The sequence below is a fragment of the Mycobacterium lentiflavum genome, from assembly GCF_022374895.2.
Taxonomy (GTDB): Bacteria; Actinomycetota; Actinomycetes; order Mycobacteriales; family Mycobacteriaceae; genus Mycobacterium; species Mycobacterium lentiflavum.
Window position 1 is genome coordinate 2,606,516 of record NZ_CP092423.2, and the last position, 16,055, is coordinate 2,622,570.

The following is a 16,055-nucleotide window of genomic DNA, read 5'->3' on the forward strand; positions in this document are numbered from 1 at the left end:
CTCGTCAGCAAGGAGAGTGTCGCCGCGTGGGTGATCAACCCGTCGACCTGTCGCCGGAAGCGTTGGCCGAGGCGGTCGATGCCGCCCGCGGGGCTCTTGCCGGGGCCGGCAGCCTGGAAGCGCTGGCACAGATCAAAACGGAGCACCTCGGCGACCGTTCGCCGATCGCCCTCGCGCGACAGTCGCTGGGCACCCTGCCCAAGGAGGAGCGCTCCGACGCCGGCAAGCGCGTGAACACCGCGCGTGGCGAGGTGCAAAGTGCCTACGACGAACGTTTGGCGGCGCTGCGTGCCGAGCGCGACGCGGCCGTGCTGGTCGCCGAAAGCATCGATGTCACACTGCCCTCGACCCGCCAACCTCCCGGCGCCCGACACCCGATCACGATCCTGGCCGAACACGTCGCGGACACCTTCATCGCGATGGGGTGGGAGCTGGCCGAGGGCCCCGAGGTCGAAACCGAGCAGTTCAACTTCGACGCCCTGAACTTCCCGCCCGACCACCCGGCGCGCAGCGAGCAGGACACCTTCTACGTCGCGCCGGAGGATTCCCGCCAGTTGCTGCGCACCCACACCTCGCCCGTTCAGGTACGCACGCTGCTGGAGCGCGAACTACCGGTCTACGTCGTCTCGATCGGCCGCACCTTCCGTACCGACGAGCTCGACTCCACCCACACGCCGGTGTTCCACCAAGTCGAGGGCCTGGCGGTGGACCGCGGCTTGTCGATGGCGCATCTGCGCGGGACCCTGGATGCGTTCGCGCGCGCGGAGTTCGGCCCCGAGGCGCGTACCCGGATCCGGCCGCACTTCTTCCCGTTCACCGAGCCCTCCGCCGAGGTCGACGTGTGGTTCGTCGGCAAAAAGGGCGGTGCCGGGTGGGTGGAATGGGGCGGCTGCGGCATGGTCCATCCAAACGTGTTGCGCGCGGCTGGAATTGATGCCGAGGTCTACTCGGGCTTCGCATTCGGGATGGGCCTGGAGCGCACCCTACAGTTCCGCAACGGCATCCCCGACATGCGCGACATGGTCGAAGGTGACATCCGGTTCTCGTTGCCGTTCGGGGTGGGTCTGTAATGCGTATTCCGTATAGCTGGTTGCGCGAAGTGGTTGCCGTCGGAACACCCGGCTGGGACGTCGGCGCCGACGAGCTCGAGCAGACGCTGGTGCGCATCGGCCACGAGGTCGAGGAAGTCGTCACCCTGGGCCCGGTCGATGGCCCCTTGACCGTGGGTCGGGTGTCCGCGATCGAGGAACTCACCGAATTCAAGAAGCCGATCCGCGCCTGCCTGGTCGACGTAGGCGAGGGTGAGGATCGTGGAATCGTCTGCGGTGCAACCAATTTCGCGGTGGGTGATCTGGTGGTGGTGGCGCTGCCCGGCAGCACGCTGCCCGGCGGATTCGCGATCACTGCCCGCAAGACCTACGGCCGCAGCTCCGACGGAATGATCTGCTCGGCATCTGAACTCGGCTTGGGCTCAGACCATTCCGGGATTCTGGTGCTGCCACCGGGAACCGCCGAACCTGGTGCCGGCGGCGCCGAGGTGCTCGGCCTGGACGACGTGGTCTTCAACCTGGCCGTCACGCCGGACCGCGGCTACTGCATGTCGGTGCGCGGCCTGGCCCGCGAGATCGCCTGCGCCTACGACCTGAATTTCGTCGACCCGGCCTCTGACGCCGTGGTCAAGCCGCTGCCGGCCGACGGCGAGGCGTGGCCGCTGACCGTGCAGGCCGGGACCGGTGTGCAGCGGTTCGCCCTGCGGCCGGTCACGGGGATCGATCCGGCCGCGGTGTCACCGTGGTGGTTGCAGCGCCGGCTGATGCTGTCCGGCATCCGCGCGATGTCGCCGGCCGTGGACGTGACCAACTACGTGATGCTGGAACTGGGCCACCCGATGCACGCCCACGACCGCAATCGCATCACCGGGGGATTCAAGGTGCGCTTCGCGCAGCCCGGAGAGACCGTCGTCACGCTGGATGACATTGCGCGCAAACTCGATCCGGCCGATGTGCTGATCGTCGACGACGTCGCGACGACCGCGATCGGCGGCGTGATGGGCGCGGCGAGCACCGAGGTGCGCGCCGACTCCACCGACGTGCTGTTGGAAGCCGCGGTGTGGGACCCGGCCGCGATTTCGCGCACGCAGCGGCGGCTGCACCTGCCCAGCGAGGCCGCGCGTCGCTACGAGCGCGCCGTCGACCCGGCCATTTCGGTGGCCGCGCTGGACCGCTGTGCCGCGCTGCTGGCCGACATCACCGGGGGAGCGGTATCGCCGACGCTGACCGATTGGCGCGGGGATCCGCCGCGCGACGACTGGTCGCTACCGCCGATCTCGATCGCCGCCGACCTGGCGGACCGGTTCGCCGGCGTGGCCTACGCCGCGGGCACCACTACCCGGCGACTCACCCAAATCGGTGCCGCGGTAACCGAAAACGGTGACACGCTGACCGTCACCCCGCCGAGCTGGCGGCCCGATCTGTTGCAGCCCGCCGACCTCGTCGAGGAGGTGCTGCGGCTGGAAGGCCTCGAGGTCATTCCGTCGCTGCTGCCGCCGGCGCCGGCGGGCCGCGGCCTGACGCGGGTGCAGAAGCGTCGCCGCGCGATCGGGAAGTCGCTCGCTCAGTCGGGGTATGTCGAGATCCTCCCGACCCCGTTCTTGCCGGCCGGTGTGTTCGACCTCTGGGGTCTGCCGGCCGACGATCCGCGGCGCACCGCGACGCGGGTGCTCAACCCGCTGGACGCGGATCGCCCCGAGCTGGCCACCACGCTGCTGCCCGGATTACTGGAAGCATTGGGGCGCAACGTATCCCGAGGCCTTGTCGATGTCGCGTTGTATGCCGTCGCGCAGGTGGTGCGGCCGACCGAGCAGACCCGCGGCGTCGAGCTGATCCCCGTCCACCGCCGGCCGACCGACGCCGAGATCGCGACACTCGACACCTCGCTGCCCCGCCAGCCCCAGCACGTCGCCGCGGTGCTGGCCGGGCTGCGCGAACCGCGGGGCCCGTGGGGCCCCGGCCGTGCCGTCGACGCCGCCGACGCCCTCGAGGCGGTGCGAATCATTGCGCGCGCCAGCGGAATCGACGTCACGTTGCGCGCGGCGCAGTACCTGCCGTGGCATCCCGGCCGCTGCGCCGAGGTCGTCGTCGCCGACGCCGTCGTCGGCCACGCGGGTCAATTGCATCCGGCGGTCATCGAGCGGTCGGGCCTGCCGAAGGGGACCTGCGCACTGGAGCTCAACCTCGACGCGCTGCCGCTCACCGAGCTGTTGCCGGCGCCCAAGGTGTCACCGTTCCCGGCCGTCTTCCAGGACGTCAGCCTGGTGGTGGCGGCGGACGTGCCGGCCCAGGCGGTGGCCGACGCGGTGCGCGAGGGCGCGGGCGAGCTGCTGGAAGACATGCAGCTGTTCGACGTGTTCAGCGGCCCGCAGATCGGCGAGAATCGCAAGTCGCTGACCTTCGCGCTGCGGTTCCGCGCCCCGGACCGCACGCTGACTGAAGACGACGCCAGCGCGGCCCGCGATGCCGCGGTGCGGCGCGCCGCCGAGGTGGTCGGCGCCGAAATGCGCGCCTAGGCTTCAGCTTTGGCTGACGGCCGCACGCAGCCGCTCGCCCGGCAATCGCCACAGCACGGTACCGGCGGCGGCGGTGGCGGTGGCGGCGCGGGTCGCGCCCGGCCGTAACACGGCGACCTCGCCGAAAATCCGGCCCGGGCCCAGCGCGCGAATGCGTTCGCCGGCCCGGTCGAAGTCGACGCGTCCGTCGACGATGAAGTACGCGTCGCGGGCGGGGTCGTTCTCGCCGAAGACGACGGTGGCGGTGTCATATCCCTCGGTGGTCGCCGAGGCCGCCAGGTCGCGGATGGTGTCGGCGGGCAGAGCGGCCAACAGGGGCGCACTCGCCAGCGCGGCGTCGCGACCGTTGGCCGTCGCGGGCATGTTCGCTTGTCGCTCGGCGGACGCCGCGTCGATGGTTTGACCCGTCGGGTAGAAGCCGGTCAGCACCGTCAGGAACGCCCGTCGCGGTAGGACCCAGAGCCGGCAGTCGGACGTCGCGCGCACGGTAGCGCTGCGGGTGGTGTCGCGCAGCAGTGCGAGCTCGCCGAAGAAGTCGCCCGCGCCCAGGGAGCGGACGTGACGCCCGTCGACACATACGTCGAGGGTGCCGGACTCGACGATGTAGAAGGAGTCGCCGTACTCACCTTGGTAGGTAACGACTTCGCCGGCGCCGACCTCTTCGCCGTAGATCTGGGTGGCGATCCGTTCCCGCAGCACGTTGGTCAGCGGCGCAAACAGTGCGATCTCGTCGAGGGCACCCACCCGCTCACGCGTGGCCGCGACCCTGGCGTCGGTGCGCAGCAAGGAGCGCGCAACGGCCAGCATGGCCAACACCGTGAGCACGGCCAGGGCCAGCAGGCTGGTGCGCAGCGACCAGCCCTGGGTCACGCGTGTCGTGGCCCACGCGCCCGCGGCCATCGCGAACTGGCTCAGGCCTTCCACCGCCCCGAGCACCCGCCCGCCCGCGGACAACGGGATGAGACTTTGGATCTGCACTTGGCCTGCCATCATCAGCAGGGCACTCCCGGCGCCGAACGCGATGGTGGAGGCGAGCACCACGACATAGTGCGGCGCGGCCGCCATCAGTGTCAGCGCCATCGCCATGACGGCCCCGGCGACGACGAACCAGGGGCCCAGCCGGCGCTTGCCGATCGCGCCGAGCGCCAACCCGCCGAGCAATCCGCCCCCGGCAATCAGGGCGGTGAGGACGCCGGGTCCGGCCTGTCCCCAGTGCAATAGGTCGATCGCCAACGGCACGACGAAGACTTCGCTTGCCGCCAGCATCAGGAACGCCAGCGCCGTCACGACAACGATCGAACGCACGTGGGGTCCGGCGACGGTGCGGACCCCTTTCGCGGTTTCGCCCAATGCATGCCGGGGACCGTCACCGGCGGCGCCATGCAGGCGCTCCGTGACGTCCACCCGCACGGTCATCACCGCGGCCACGGCACCAAGGGCGAAGATGGCGGAGACGCTGAGCGCGGCGGCGGGTGACGTGGAAGCCAGCATCAGGCCGCCCGCGACCGGCCCGATCAGGATTCCCATCTTGTCCGTGGTGCCCAGCGCCGCGTGCGCCCGAACCAGGTCCTGGGGTCGCTGGGTGATGGAGGGCAGCAGCGCCGCGGTCGTCGGCCGCACGAACATCGTGGTGGTGCCCTCGACCGCGATCACCGCGACCAGGATGGACACCGCCGGGAAGAATGCCGCCGAGACCGCCGTGACCACGATCGAAACCAGGCGCATCGCAAACACACCGGTGAGGACGCGTTCGTGCGGGTACTTGTCGATGACGTAGCCCAGCGTGGGCGACAGCAGCGCGGCGGGCAGCACCGCTGCGACGCTGATGGCCCCGACCGCGCCCACCCCGGAGAGGGTGAACGCGTACACCATCGCGACCGTGTACCACATCCATTCCGCGACAGTGGCCAGCAAGCGCCCCACCACCAGGCGTCGCAGGTTGGGGTTCCGCGTCACGGACTCCGGGGTCTGCAGGCGCACCTATCCCGCATACCCGCGCCGAGTAACGCCAACGTTCACGACAAGCGAAAACTTCTGCGCCTTGCCACCGGACCATGACCCGACCTTCGAACTGGATATCGCCCGCGATATCACTTCCGCAAGTCGGGTGATAGTTGCCCAGCGGTGCTGGTGGGACGAATGGGACTGGTATGAATTTGCAATGAATCGCATAACCATGCAGAATTGGCGAAATGGCCGACGTGATACGGGTGGCGGTTGCCGGTGCCAGCGGTTATGCCGGTGGGGAGATTCTGCGCCTGCTGCTCGGGCACCCGGCCTACGCCGACGGCCGGCTGACGATCGGCTCGGTGACCGCCGCGGCGAGCGCCGGCAGCTCGCTCGGCGAGCACCACCCGCATCTGACACCGCTGGCCCGACGCGTGATCGAGCCCACCGAGCTCGACGTGCTGCGCGGACACGACGTGGTCTTCCTGGGCTTGCCGCATGGACATTCGGCGCCGCTGGCCGAACAGCTCGGCCCCGAGGCCCTGGTCATCGACTGCGGCGCGGACTTCCGGCTCACCGATCCGGCCGCGTGGGAACGGTTTTACGGATCCCCGCATGCCGGCAGTTGGCCCTACGGCCTGCCGGAGTTGCCCGGTGCCCGGGAGCGGCTGCGCGGTACGCGCCGCGTCGCGGTGCCGGGTTGCTATCCGACCGCGGCGCTGCTGGCATTACTGCCCGCGGTGGCCGAGGACCTGGTCGAACCGGCCGTCACCGTGGTCGCGGTCAGCGGCACCTCCGGAGCCGGCCGCGCTGCCAAACCCGACCTGCTCGGCTCCGAGGTCATGGGATCGGCGCGGGCCTACAACATCGCCGGTGCCCACCGGCACACGCCCGAGATCGCCCAGGGGTTGCGGGCCGTCACCGATCGCGACGTCACGGTGTCGTTCACCCCGGTGCTGATCCCGACGTCCCGCGGCATCCTGGCCACCTGCACCGCGCGCACCAAGGCGCCGCTGTCGCAAGTACGGGCGGCATACGAAAAGGCTTACGACGCCGAGCCTTTCATCTACCTGATGCCCGAGGGGCAACTGCCCCGCACCGGCTCGGTGATCGGCAGCAACGCCGCGCACGTCGCCGTCGCGGTCGACGAGGACGCCGAGACGCTCGTCGCGATCGCCGCGATCGACAATCTGGTCAAGGGGACCGGCGGTGCCGCCGTGCAGTCGATGAACCTGGCGCTGGGTTGGCCGGAGACTGAAGGACTTTCGGTGGTCGGGGTGGCGCCATGACCGGCGTCACTGCCGACGAGCCCGCCGAGTGGTCCGCTGCGCGGTTGGTGCGCACCCAGGGCGTCACCGCGGCCGCCGGCTTTCGGGCGGCCGGAATCGCGGCCGGGATCAAGGCCTCCGGCGCCCGTGACCTCGCGCTGGTGTTCAACGAAGGACCCGACTATGCGGCCGCCGGGGTGGTCACCCGCAACCAGGTCAAGGCCGCGCCGGTGCTGTGGACCCAGCAGGTGCTCACCACCGGTCGGCTGCGCGCGGTGATCCTCAACTCCGGCGGTGCCAACGCCTGCACCGGGCCCGGCGGATTCCAGGACACTCACGCCACCGCGGAGGCGGTTGCGAGCGCGTTGTCGGACTGGGGAACCGAGACCGGGGCCGTCGAGATCGCGGTGTGCTCCACCGGGTTGATCGGCGACCGGCTGCCGATGGACAAGGTGCTCGACGGCGTCACGCACATCGTGCACGAGATGCACGGCGGGCTCAGTGGTGGCGACGAGGCCGCCCAGGCGATCATGACCACCGACACGGTGCCGAAAAAGGTTGCGCTGCATCATCAAAGCAACTGGACGGTCGGCGGGATGGCTAAGGGCGCGGGCATGCTCGCGCCGTCGCTGGCCACCATGCTGTGTGTCCTGACCACCGACGCGGTCGCCGACTCCGCGGCACTCGACCACGCGTTGCGCGTCGCGACCGCGCGCACCTTCGATCGGCTCGACATCGACGGCTGCTGCTCCACCAACGACACCGTGCTGCTGCTGGCCTCCGGCGCCAGTGGAATCACGCCGTCTCAGGCCGAGCTCGACGACGCCGTGCGGCAGGTCTGCGACGACCTGTGTCTTCAGTTGCAATCCGACGCCGAGGGGGTGACCAAGCGTGTCACCGTGACGGTGATCGGCGCTTCCTCCGAGGCCGACGCTGTGACGGCCGCCCGCGCTGTCGCCCGCGACAGCCTGGTCAAGACGGCGATGTTCGGCTCGGACCCCAACTGGGGCCGGGTGGTGGCCGCCGTCGGCCTGGCGCCCGGGGTCTTCGTTGATCCCGATCGAATTACCGTGTCGTTCAACGGGTTTACCGTCTGCATCAACGGGACCGGGGCTCCGGGCTCGCGCGACGTGGACCTGTCCGGGACCGACATCGACGTCACCGTGGACCTCGGCCTGGGCGACGGCACCGCGTCGATCCGCACCACTGACCTGTCGCATGCCTATGTCGAAGAGAACTCGGCCTACAGCACATGACGACGAACATCAACACCGACGAACTGTCCACTCACGTCAAAGCACAAGTGCTCGCCGAAGCGCTGCCCTGGCTCATCCAGTTGCACGGCAAGATCGTCGTGGTCAAATACGGCGGCAACGCGATGACCGACGAGACGCTGCGGCAGGCCTTCGCCGCCGACATGGCATTCCTGCGCAACTGCGGAATCCATCCCGTCGTCGTGCACGGCGGTGGCCCGCAGATCACCGCGATGCTGCGCCGCCTCGGCATCGACAAGGGTGGCTTTAAGGGCGGATTCCGGGTCACCACACCGGAAGTGCTCGACGTCGCGCGGATGGTGCTGTTCGGACAGGTGGGCCGCGAACTGGTCAACCTGATCAACGCCTACGGTCCGTACGCCGTCGGCATCACCGGTGAGGACGCTCAGCTGTTCACCGCGGTGCGGCGCAGCGTCACCGTCGACGGTGTGGTCACCGACATCGGCCTGGTCGGCGACGTCGACAAGGTCAACACCGCCGCAGTGTTGGATCTGATTGCGGCGCGGCGTATTCCGGTGGTCTCGACGCTTGCGCCCGACGCCGAGGGCGTGGTGCACAACATCAACGCCGATACCGCCGCGGCCGCGCTGGCCGAGGCGCTGGGCGCCGAAAAGCTGTTGATGCTCACCGATGTCGAGGGCCTGTACACCAGCTGGCCGGATCGCGATTCGCTGGTCAGCGAAATCGACACCGCCACATTGGCGCAACTGCTACCCACTTTGGAGGCGGGCATGATCCCGAAGGTAGAAGCGTGTCTGCGGGCCGTCACCGCGGGCGTGCCCAGCGCACATGTCATCGACGGCAGGGTCAAGCACTGTGTGCTGGTCGAGCTGTTCACCCACGCCGGGACCGGCACCAAGGTGGTGCCGACGTGAGTCAGACCGACACCATGCGGCAGCGGTGGGAAGCCGTGATGATGAACAACTACGGCACCCCGCCGATCGCGCTGGCCAGCGGTGCGGGCGCGGTGGTCACCGACGTGGACGGCAAGAGCTACCTGGACCTGCTCGCCGGCATCGCGGTCAACGTGCTCGGCCACGGCCACCCGGCCGTCGTTGAGGCTGTCACACAACAGCTGTCGACGCTGGGGCACACGTCGAACCTGTACGTTACCGAACCCGGTGTCGCGCTGGCCGAGGAACTGGTGGCCCTGTTGGGCACCGACGCCGTGACCCGGGTCTTCTTCTGCAACTCGGGCACCGAGGCCAACGAGATGGCGTTCAAGATGTCCCGGCTGACCGGCCGTACGAAATTGGTTGCGGCGCAAGAGGGTTTCCACGGCCGAACGATGGGCTCGTTGGCGCTGACCGGCCAGCCGGCCAAGCAGGCGCCGTTCGAGCCGTTGCCCGGCGACATCACGCATGTCCCCTACGGCGACGCCGATGCGCTGGCGGCCGCCGTCGACGACCAGACCGCGGCGGTATTCCTGGAGCCGATCATGGGGGAGAGCGGTGTCGTCGTCCCGCCCCCGGGCTACCTGGCCGCGGCCCGCGAGATCACGGCGCGACACGGCGCCCTGCTGGTGCTCGACGAGGTGCAGACCGGAATCGGGCGCACCGGAGCCTTTTTCGCCCACCAGCACGACGGCATCACTCCCGATGTGGTGACGCTGGCCAAGGGACTCGGCGGCGGACTGCCGATCGGAGCGGTGCTGGCCATCGGGCCCGCTGCCGACCTGTTGACACCCGGCCTGCACGGCAGCACGTTCGGCGGCAACCCGGTGTGCACCGCCGCCGCACGCGCGGTGCTGCGAGTACTCCTCGACGACGACCTGATCCGGCGCGCCGAGATATTGGGCAAGTCGCTGCGCCAGGGCATCGAAGCGCTGGGCCACCCGCTGATCGAGCACACCCGCGGCCGCGGGCTGTTGTGCGGCGTGGTGCTGACCGAGCCACGGGCCAAGGACGTCGAGGCCGCCGCGCGTGAGGCCGGATTCCTGGTCAATGCCACCGGAGCCAACGTCATCCGGTTGGCGCCGCCGCTGGTGATCACCGACGCCCAGATCGACAGCTTCCTCACCGCGCTGCCCGCGATCCTCGACAAGGCCGCGGCATGACCCGGCACTTCCTGCGCGACGACGACCTGTCCCCGGCCGAACAGGCCGAGGTCCTCGAGCTGGCCGCCGAGCTGAAGAAGAACCCGTTCAGCCGTCGCCCGCTGGACGGGCCGCGCGGGGTCGCGGTGTTGTTCGACAAGAACTCCACCCGGACCCGCTTCTCCTTCGAGGTGGGTATCGCGCAGCTGGGCGGACACCCCGTCGTCGTCGACAGCAGCAGCACACAGTTGGGCCGCGACGAGACGCTGCAGGACACTGCGCGGGTGCTGTCCCGCTACGTCGACGCGATCGTGTGGCGGACCTTCGGTCAGGAGCGGCTGGAGGCGATGGCCTCGACCGCGACGGTGCCGGTGGTCAACGCGTTGTCCGACGAGTTCCACCCCTGCCAGGTGCTGGCCGACCTGCAGACCATCGCCGAGCACAAGGGGTCGCTGCGCGGGTTGTCGCTGTCCTACTTCGGCGACGGCGCCAACAACATGGCGCATTCCCTGATGCTCGGCTCGGTCACCGCCGGAATGCACGTGACGATCGCGGCGCCGGAGGGCTTCACGCCGGACCCGGCCGTGCTGGCCGCCGCCGAGCAGCGCGCCGCGGCGACCGGCGCTTCGGTCAGTGTGACCGCCGACGCCGACGCGGCCGCCGCGGGCGCCGACGTGTTGGTGACCGACACCTGGACGTCGATGGGACAGGAGGCCGACGGGCTGGACCGGGTCAAACCGTTTCGGCCGTTCCAGATCAACGCACGCTTGCTGGGGCTGGCGAAACCGGAAGCCATTGTGCTGCACTGCCTTCCGGCTCACCGCGGCGACGAGATCACCGACGAGGTGATGGACGGGCCGGCCAGCGTGGTCTTCGACGAGGCCGAGAATCGGCTGCATGCCCAGAAGGCGCTGCTGGTGTGGCTGCTGGAGCGGTCGCGATGACGCGCAGCAAGGCCACCGCCGACATCACCCGGGCCGGGCGTCAGGCTCGCATCGTGGCGATCCTCTCGTCGGCGCCGGTGCGCAGCCAAAGCGAACTCGCCGCGCTGCTGGCCGACGAGGGCATCGATGTCACCCAGGCCACCCTGTCGCGCGATCTCGAAGAGCTCGGCGCGGTGAAGCTGCGCGGCGCCGACGGCGGCGTCGGGGTCTACGTCGTGCCGGAGGACGGCAGCCCGGTACGCGGCGTCTCCGGCGGCACCGCGCGCTTGTCGCGACTGCTGAGCGAGCTGCTGGTGTCCACCGATGCCAGCGCGAACCTCGCGGTGCTGCGCACTCCGCCGGGCGCAGCTGACTATTTGGCCAGCGCAATCGATCGCGCGGCGTTACCGTACGTCGTCGGCACCATCGCCGGGGACGACACTCTGTTCGTGGCCGCGCGGGAGCCGATGACCGGCGCCGAGCTGGCCCGAACTTTAGAACAGCTCAAGTAAACCTAGGAGATTGATTCATGTCAGAGCGCGTCATCCTGGCGTATTCCGGCGGTCTGGACACCTCGGTGGCGATCAGCTGGATAGGCAAGGAGACCGGCCGTGAGGTCGTAGCGGTCGCGATCGACCTCGGCCAGGGCGGCGAGGACATGGAGCTCGTGCGCCAGCGGGCGCTGGACTGCGGTGCGGTCGAAGCGGTCGTCGTCGATGCCCGCGACGAGTTCGCCGAGGGCTACTGCCTGCCGACGGTGCTGAACAACGCGCTCTACATGGACCGCTACCCGCTGGTGTCCGCGATCAGCCGGCCGCTGATCGTCAAGCATCTGGTCGCGGCGGCCCGCAAATACGGCGGCGGCATCGTCGCGCACGGCTGCACCGGCAAGGGCAACGACCAGGTCCGGTTCGAGGTCGGATTCGGTTCGCTGGCACCGGATTTGGAGGTACTCGCGCCGGTGCGTGACTATGCGTGGACGCGGGAGAAGGCGATCGCGTTCGCCGAGGAGAACGCGATCCCGATCAACGTCACCAAGCGCTCGCCATTCTCGATCGACCAGAACGTGTGGGGTCGCGCGGTGGAAACCGGCTTCCTAGAACACCTTTGGAACGCGCCCACCAAGGATGTCTACGACTACACCGAGGACCCGACCCTCAACTGGAGCACACCCGACGAGGTGATCGTCGGCTTCGAGCGGGGCGTCCCGGTGTCCATCGACGGCAAACCGGTGTCGGTGCTCGAGGCGATCGTGGAGCTCAACCGGCGGGCCGGCGCCCAAGGGGTCGGGCGCCTGGACGTCGTCGAAGACCGCCTGGTGGGCATCAAGAGCCGCGAGATCTACGAGGCGCCCGGCGCGATGGTGTTGATCACCGCGCACGCCGAACTCGAACATGTCACCCTCGAGCGCGAGCTGGGCCGGTTCAAGCGGACCACCGACCAGCGCTGGGCCGAGCTTGTCTACGACGGGCTGTGGTTCTCGCCGCTGAAGATCGCGCTGGAGAGTTTCGTTGCCAAGACCCAAGAGCACGTTTCTGGCGAAATCCGAATGGTGTTGCACGGCGGGCACATCGCCGTCAACGGCCGCCGCAGCTCGGAATCGCTCTACGACTTCAACCTGGCCACCTACGACGAGGGCGACAGCTTCGACCAGTCGGCGGCCAAGGGCTTCGTCTACGTGCACGGGTTGTCGTCCAAGCTGTCGGCCCGCCGGGACCTGGCCAGCGAGGCGTGAGTGTGAATTTCGCGACGAGACACGCCGTCAAACCGTCGCAGGGTTCACACTCGCGGCGGCGTGCGGGCGAAGTGAGGGCCCGGTGAGCACCAACGAGGGAGCACTGTGGGGCGGTCGCTTCGCCGACGGCCCGTCCGACGCGCTGGTCGCGCTGAGTAAGTCGACGCATTTCGACTGGGTGCTGGCGCCCTACGACGTCACCGCGTCGCGGGCGCACACCATCGTGTTGTTCCGGGCCGGGCTGCTCACTGAGGAACAACGCGACGGGTTGCTGGTCGGGCTGGACAGTCTGGCGCAGGACATCGCCGACGGCAGTTTCGGCCCGCTGGTCACCGACGAGGACGTGCACGGCGCGCTGGAGCGTGGACTGATCGACCGGGTCGGCCCCGAGCTGGGCGGCCGGCTGCGGGCCGGGCGGTCCCGCAACGACCAGGTGGCCACGCTGTTCCGGATGTGGCTGCGCGACGCGATCCGCCGGGTCGCCGCCGGGGCACTGGACGTCGTCGCCGCGCTGGCCGCGCAGGCCGACGCCCACCCGACGGCGATCATGCCCGGCAAGACGCACATGCAGTCCGCCCAGCCGATCCTGCTGGCCCACCATCTGCTCGCGCACGCGCATCCGTTGCTGCGCGATGTGGACCGCCTCGCCGACTTCGACAAACGCGCGGCGGTGTCCCCATATGGCTCGGGGGCGCTGGCCGGTTCGTCGCTGGGCTTGGATCCGGACGCGATCGCCGCGGACCTGGGATTCGCCACCGCCGCCGCCAATTCCGTCGACGCGACGGCCGCCCGCGACTTTGCCGCCGAGGCGGCGTTCGTCTTCGCGATGATCGGCGTCGATCTGTCGCGGCTCGCCGAGGACATCATCATCTGGAGCTCGACCGAGTTCGGCTACGTCACGCTGCACGACTCCTGGTCGACCGGCAGCTCGATCATGCCGCAGAAGAAAAACCCCGACATCGCCGAGCTGGCCCGCGGCAAGTCGGGACGGCTGATCGGGAACCTGGCCGGGCTGCTGGCGACGCTGAAGGCGCAGCCGCTGGCCTACAACCGTGACCTGCAGGAAGACAAGGAACCGGTGTTCGATTCGGTGGCTCAGCTGGAGCTGCTGTTGCCGGCGATGGCCGGGCTGGTGGGCAGCTTGACGTTCCACGTCGAGCGGATGGCGGCGCTGGCCCCGGCCGGCTACACCCTGGCCACCGATATCGCGGAGTGGCTCGTGCGGCAGGGAGTGCCGTTTCGGTCCGCGCACGAGGCCGCGGGCGCGGCCGTACGGACCGCCGAAGGCCGCGGCGTCGGCCTCGAGGAGCTGACCGACGACGAACTGGCGGCCATCAGCCCGACCCTGAAGCCCGACGTCCGTGCGGTGCTGACCGTCGAGGGCTCGGTGTCCTCCCGCGACGGCCGGGGGGGCACCGCGCCCGACCGCGTCGCCGCCCAACTGCGCGATGTCCTCGAAAGCTGTGCGGAGCTTCGGTCGCGGCTGGCGATCGAAAGATGACTCACGCCGGCTCCTGCCTGGCGCACGAGGGATACGTTCAGCCCCGGTTGCGATGACCAAAGGCCCTGTGGAACTGCGGGCCGCGCGGAGAGGCTGGACACGGATCAAATTCGCCATCGGAATGCCAGGAGGAATCATGGGTTGGCCAGTGGCTGCGGTGCTGATCGCGTTCGTCTTCGCCGTCATGGTGGTGCTCGCCACCTACATCAGCGTCCGATTCACCAAGAAGTAAGGCTTGCGCGAACCGATGACGGCCGGGTGGCACAGGGCGAGGGTGTGAACTCAATAAGACCCATTGTCGACACGCGGGATGGCCGGGTCCACGGGCGGGTCGTTGATGGCGTGTACGCATTCCTCGGGGTGCCCTATGCGGCGCCACCGTTCGGCGCCGACCGGCTCAACCCTCCCCGGCGACCCGACTCGTGGAGCGGGGTGCGTGAGGCCACCGCGTTCGGCGCGGAGGTGCCGCAGCTCAAACCCGACAATCCGCACTGGGCCGCGCTGCTACCCGATCCCGCCGTCTCAGGTGAGGACTGCCTGAACCTCAACATCTGGACTCCGGAGTTGGGATCGGCGGCGCTGCCGGTCATGGTGTGGATTCCGGGGGGAATGTTCGAGTTCGGTTCGGGCGCCTCGTACGACGGCAGCCGCTTTGCCCGCGACGGGGTGGTCTGCGTGACCATCAACTACCGCGTCGGGGCGGAGGGCTTTCTCTATCTCGATGACGGCACCGCTAACCTGGGCCTACTTGACGAGATCGCGGCCCTGCGCTGGGTACAGCAGAACATCGCTGCCTTCGGCGGATCCCCGGACAATGTCACCGTCTTCGGAGAATCAGCCGGGGCGATGAGTGTCGGCACGCTGCTCGGCATGCCCGGCGCCGACGGTCTGTTCCGGCGTGCCATCGCCCAGAGCGGAGCTGCTCACCAGGCCACTCCGGCCACGACCGCCTTGCGGATTGGCCGCTACTTCGCCGAAAAGCTCGGAGTGGCGGCTACCCATGAAGCCGTCGCCGCGGTGGCCACCGACCGATTCCTTTCCGCCCAGGCTGAGCTGAAGGCCGACCTTCTCGCACAGCCCGACCCCGAGCGTTGGGGCGCCGAAACGGTGGCCAGCACCCTGCTATGGCAGCCCGTCGTCGATGGCGACGTAATCCCGGATCGCCCGCTTGCCCGGATCGCTGCCGGCAGCGCCGCCCATGTTGACCTGCTGGTCGGTAGCAACACCGAGGAATGGCGACTGTTCCTGGTGGTCAGCGGCCTGATCGGGCAAATCACCGAACAAATCCTGACCGGACCGGTGTCGGTCTTCGGTTCGATGTCGCTGGCGGCCTACGGGCTTCCCGTCGACACCGCCCTTGCCGCCTATTGGGCCCGGTATCCCGAGGCGAGCCCGGGTGACCTGCTCGCGGCGGTACAGACCGACTGGTGGTGCCGCATCCCGGCCATCCGCCTCGCCGACGCCCACGTCGGGCCTGGTGCGGCCACTTACATGTACGAATTCGGTTGGCCATCAACGGCATTCGACGGACTCCTGGGTGCATGCCACGCACTCGAAGTCGCATTCGTGTTCGACATCCTCGGTAAGCAGTCCGAGCCGCTGCTGGGGCCCGAACCCCCGCAGCTTCTCGCCGACACCATGCACGCCGCCTGGATGTCCTTCGCCAGCACGGGCGACTGCGGGTGGCCCCGGTACGACCTGACACGGCGGACGACCATGTGCTTCAACACCACGTCGCATATCGCCACCGATCCGCGCGCCGCAGAACGCGCTTTGTGGGACGGCATACGTTAGTGCTCAGGTGTGA

The 16,055-nt window shown here is 69.1% G+C and carries 12 protein-coding genes; 11 read left to right on the forward strand and 1 reads right to left on the reverse strand.

Annotation, left to right across the window (positions count from 1 at the left end; all coding sequences use genetic code 11):
* Positions 1 to 26 precede the first annotated feature (26 nt).
* Together pheS and pheT are read left to right on the forward strand one after the other, a co-directional pair.
* On the forward strand, positions 27 to 1,070 hold the full coding sequence (pheS, locus tag MJO58_RS12380; RefSeq protein ID WP_239722979.1) for a phenylalanine--tRNA ligase subunit alpha: 1,044 nt from the start codon (positions 27 to 29) through the stop codon (positions 1,068 to 1,070).
* A complete protein-coding gene (gene pheT, locus MJO58_RS12385; RefSeq protein ID WP_090601735.1) occupies positions 1,070 to 3,565 on the forward strand; it encodes a phenylalanine--tRNA ligase subunit beta in 2,496 nt (831 codons plus the stop codon). The genes pheS and pheT overlap by 1 nt, the downstream gene beginning before the upstream one ends.
* 3 nt (positions 3,566 to 3,568) lie before the next feature.
* Here pheT and MJO58_RS12390 read toward each other — a convergent pair whose 3' ends face one another.
* Positions 3,569 to 5,521: an MFS transporter gene (locus MJO58_RS12390; protein ID WP_239722980.1), complete on the reverse strand. Its 1,953-nt coding sequence runs from the start codon at positions 5,519 to 5,521 to the stop codon at positions 3,569 to 3,571.
* A 236-nt stretch (positions 5,522 to 5,757) separates the two neighbouring features.
* On the opposite strand from MJO58_RS12390, the gene argC reads away from it, so the two are divergent.
* The 9 genes from argC (at position 5,758) to MJO58_RS12435 (ending at position 16,042) form a co-directional block, all read left to right on the forward strand.
* Positions 5,758 to 6,801 (forward strand): N-acetyl-gamma-glutamyl-phosphate reductase, encoded by a 1,044-nt coding sequence (argC, locus tag MJO58_RS12395; RefSeq protein ID WP_239722981.1) that lies wholly within the window; start codon positions 5,758 to 5,760, stop codon positions 6,799 to 6,801.
* Positions 6,798 to 8,036, forward strand: a complete 1,239-nt coding sequence (gene argJ, locus MJO58_RS12400; RefSeq protein WP_239722982.1) for a bifunctional glutamate N-acetyltransferase/amino-acid acetyltransferase ArgJ — start codon at positions 6,798 to 6,800, stop codon at positions 8,034 to 8,036. The genes argC and argJ overlap by 4 nt, the downstream gene beginning before the upstream one ends.
* On the forward strand, positions 8,033 to 8,929 hold the full coding sequence (argB, locus tag MJO58_RS12405; protein ID WP_090601740.1) for an acetylglutamate kinase: 897 nt from the start codon (positions 8,033 to 8,035) through the stop codon (positions 8,927 to 8,929). Before argJ ends, argB begins: the two co-directional genes overlap by 4 nt.
* Complete coding sequence (locus MJO58_RS12410; RefSeq protein ID WP_259608759.1) at positions 8,926 to 10,110, forward strand: acetylornithine transaminase; 1,185 nt, start codon at positions 8,926 to 8,928, stop codon at positions 10,108 to 10,110. Before argB ends, MJO58_RS12410 begins: the two co-directional genes overlap by 4 nt.
* The gene (argF, locus tag MJO58_RS12415) at positions 10,107 to 11,033 is read left to right on the forward strand and encodes an ornithine carbamoyltransferase (RefSeq protein WP_239722983.1); all 927 of its coding nucleotides are present in this window, start codon (positions 10,107 to 10,109) and stop codon (positions 11,031 to 11,033) included. Before MJO58_RS12410 ends, argF begins: the two co-directional genes overlap by 4 nt.
* Positions 11,030 to 11,524, forward strand: a complete 495-nt coding sequence (locus tag MJO58_RS12420; protein ID WP_239723254.1) for an arginine repressor — start codon at positions 11,030 to 11,032, stop codon at positions 11,522 to 11,524. Before argF ends, MJO58_RS12420 begins: the two co-directional genes overlap by 4 nt.
* A 17-nt stretch (positions 11,525 to 11,541) precedes the next feature.
* Entirely contained in the window at positions 11,542 to 12,747 is a 1,206-nt protein-coding gene (locus tag MJO58_RS12425) for an argininosuccinate synthase (RefSeq protein ID WP_090601742.1), read from the forward strand.
* Positions 12,748 to 12,829: 82 nt separating this feature from the next.
* Positions 12,830 to 14,248, forward strand: a complete 1,419-nt coding sequence (argH, locus tag MJO58_RS12430; RefSeq protein ID WP_090601743.1) for an argininosuccinate lyase — start codon at positions 12,830 to 12,832, stop codon at positions 14,246 to 14,248.
* A 258-nt stretch (positions 14,249 to 14,506) separates the two neighbouring features.
* Positions 14,507 to 16,042 carry a carboxylesterase/lipase family protein gene (locus tag MJO58_RS12435; protein ID WP_434086349.1) on the forward strand — a complete coding sequence of 512 codons (1,536 nt, stop codon included), beginning with the start codon at positions 14,507 to 14,509 and terminating at the stop codon, positions 16,040 to 16,042.
* Positions 16,043 to 16,055: the final 13 nt, after the last annotated feature.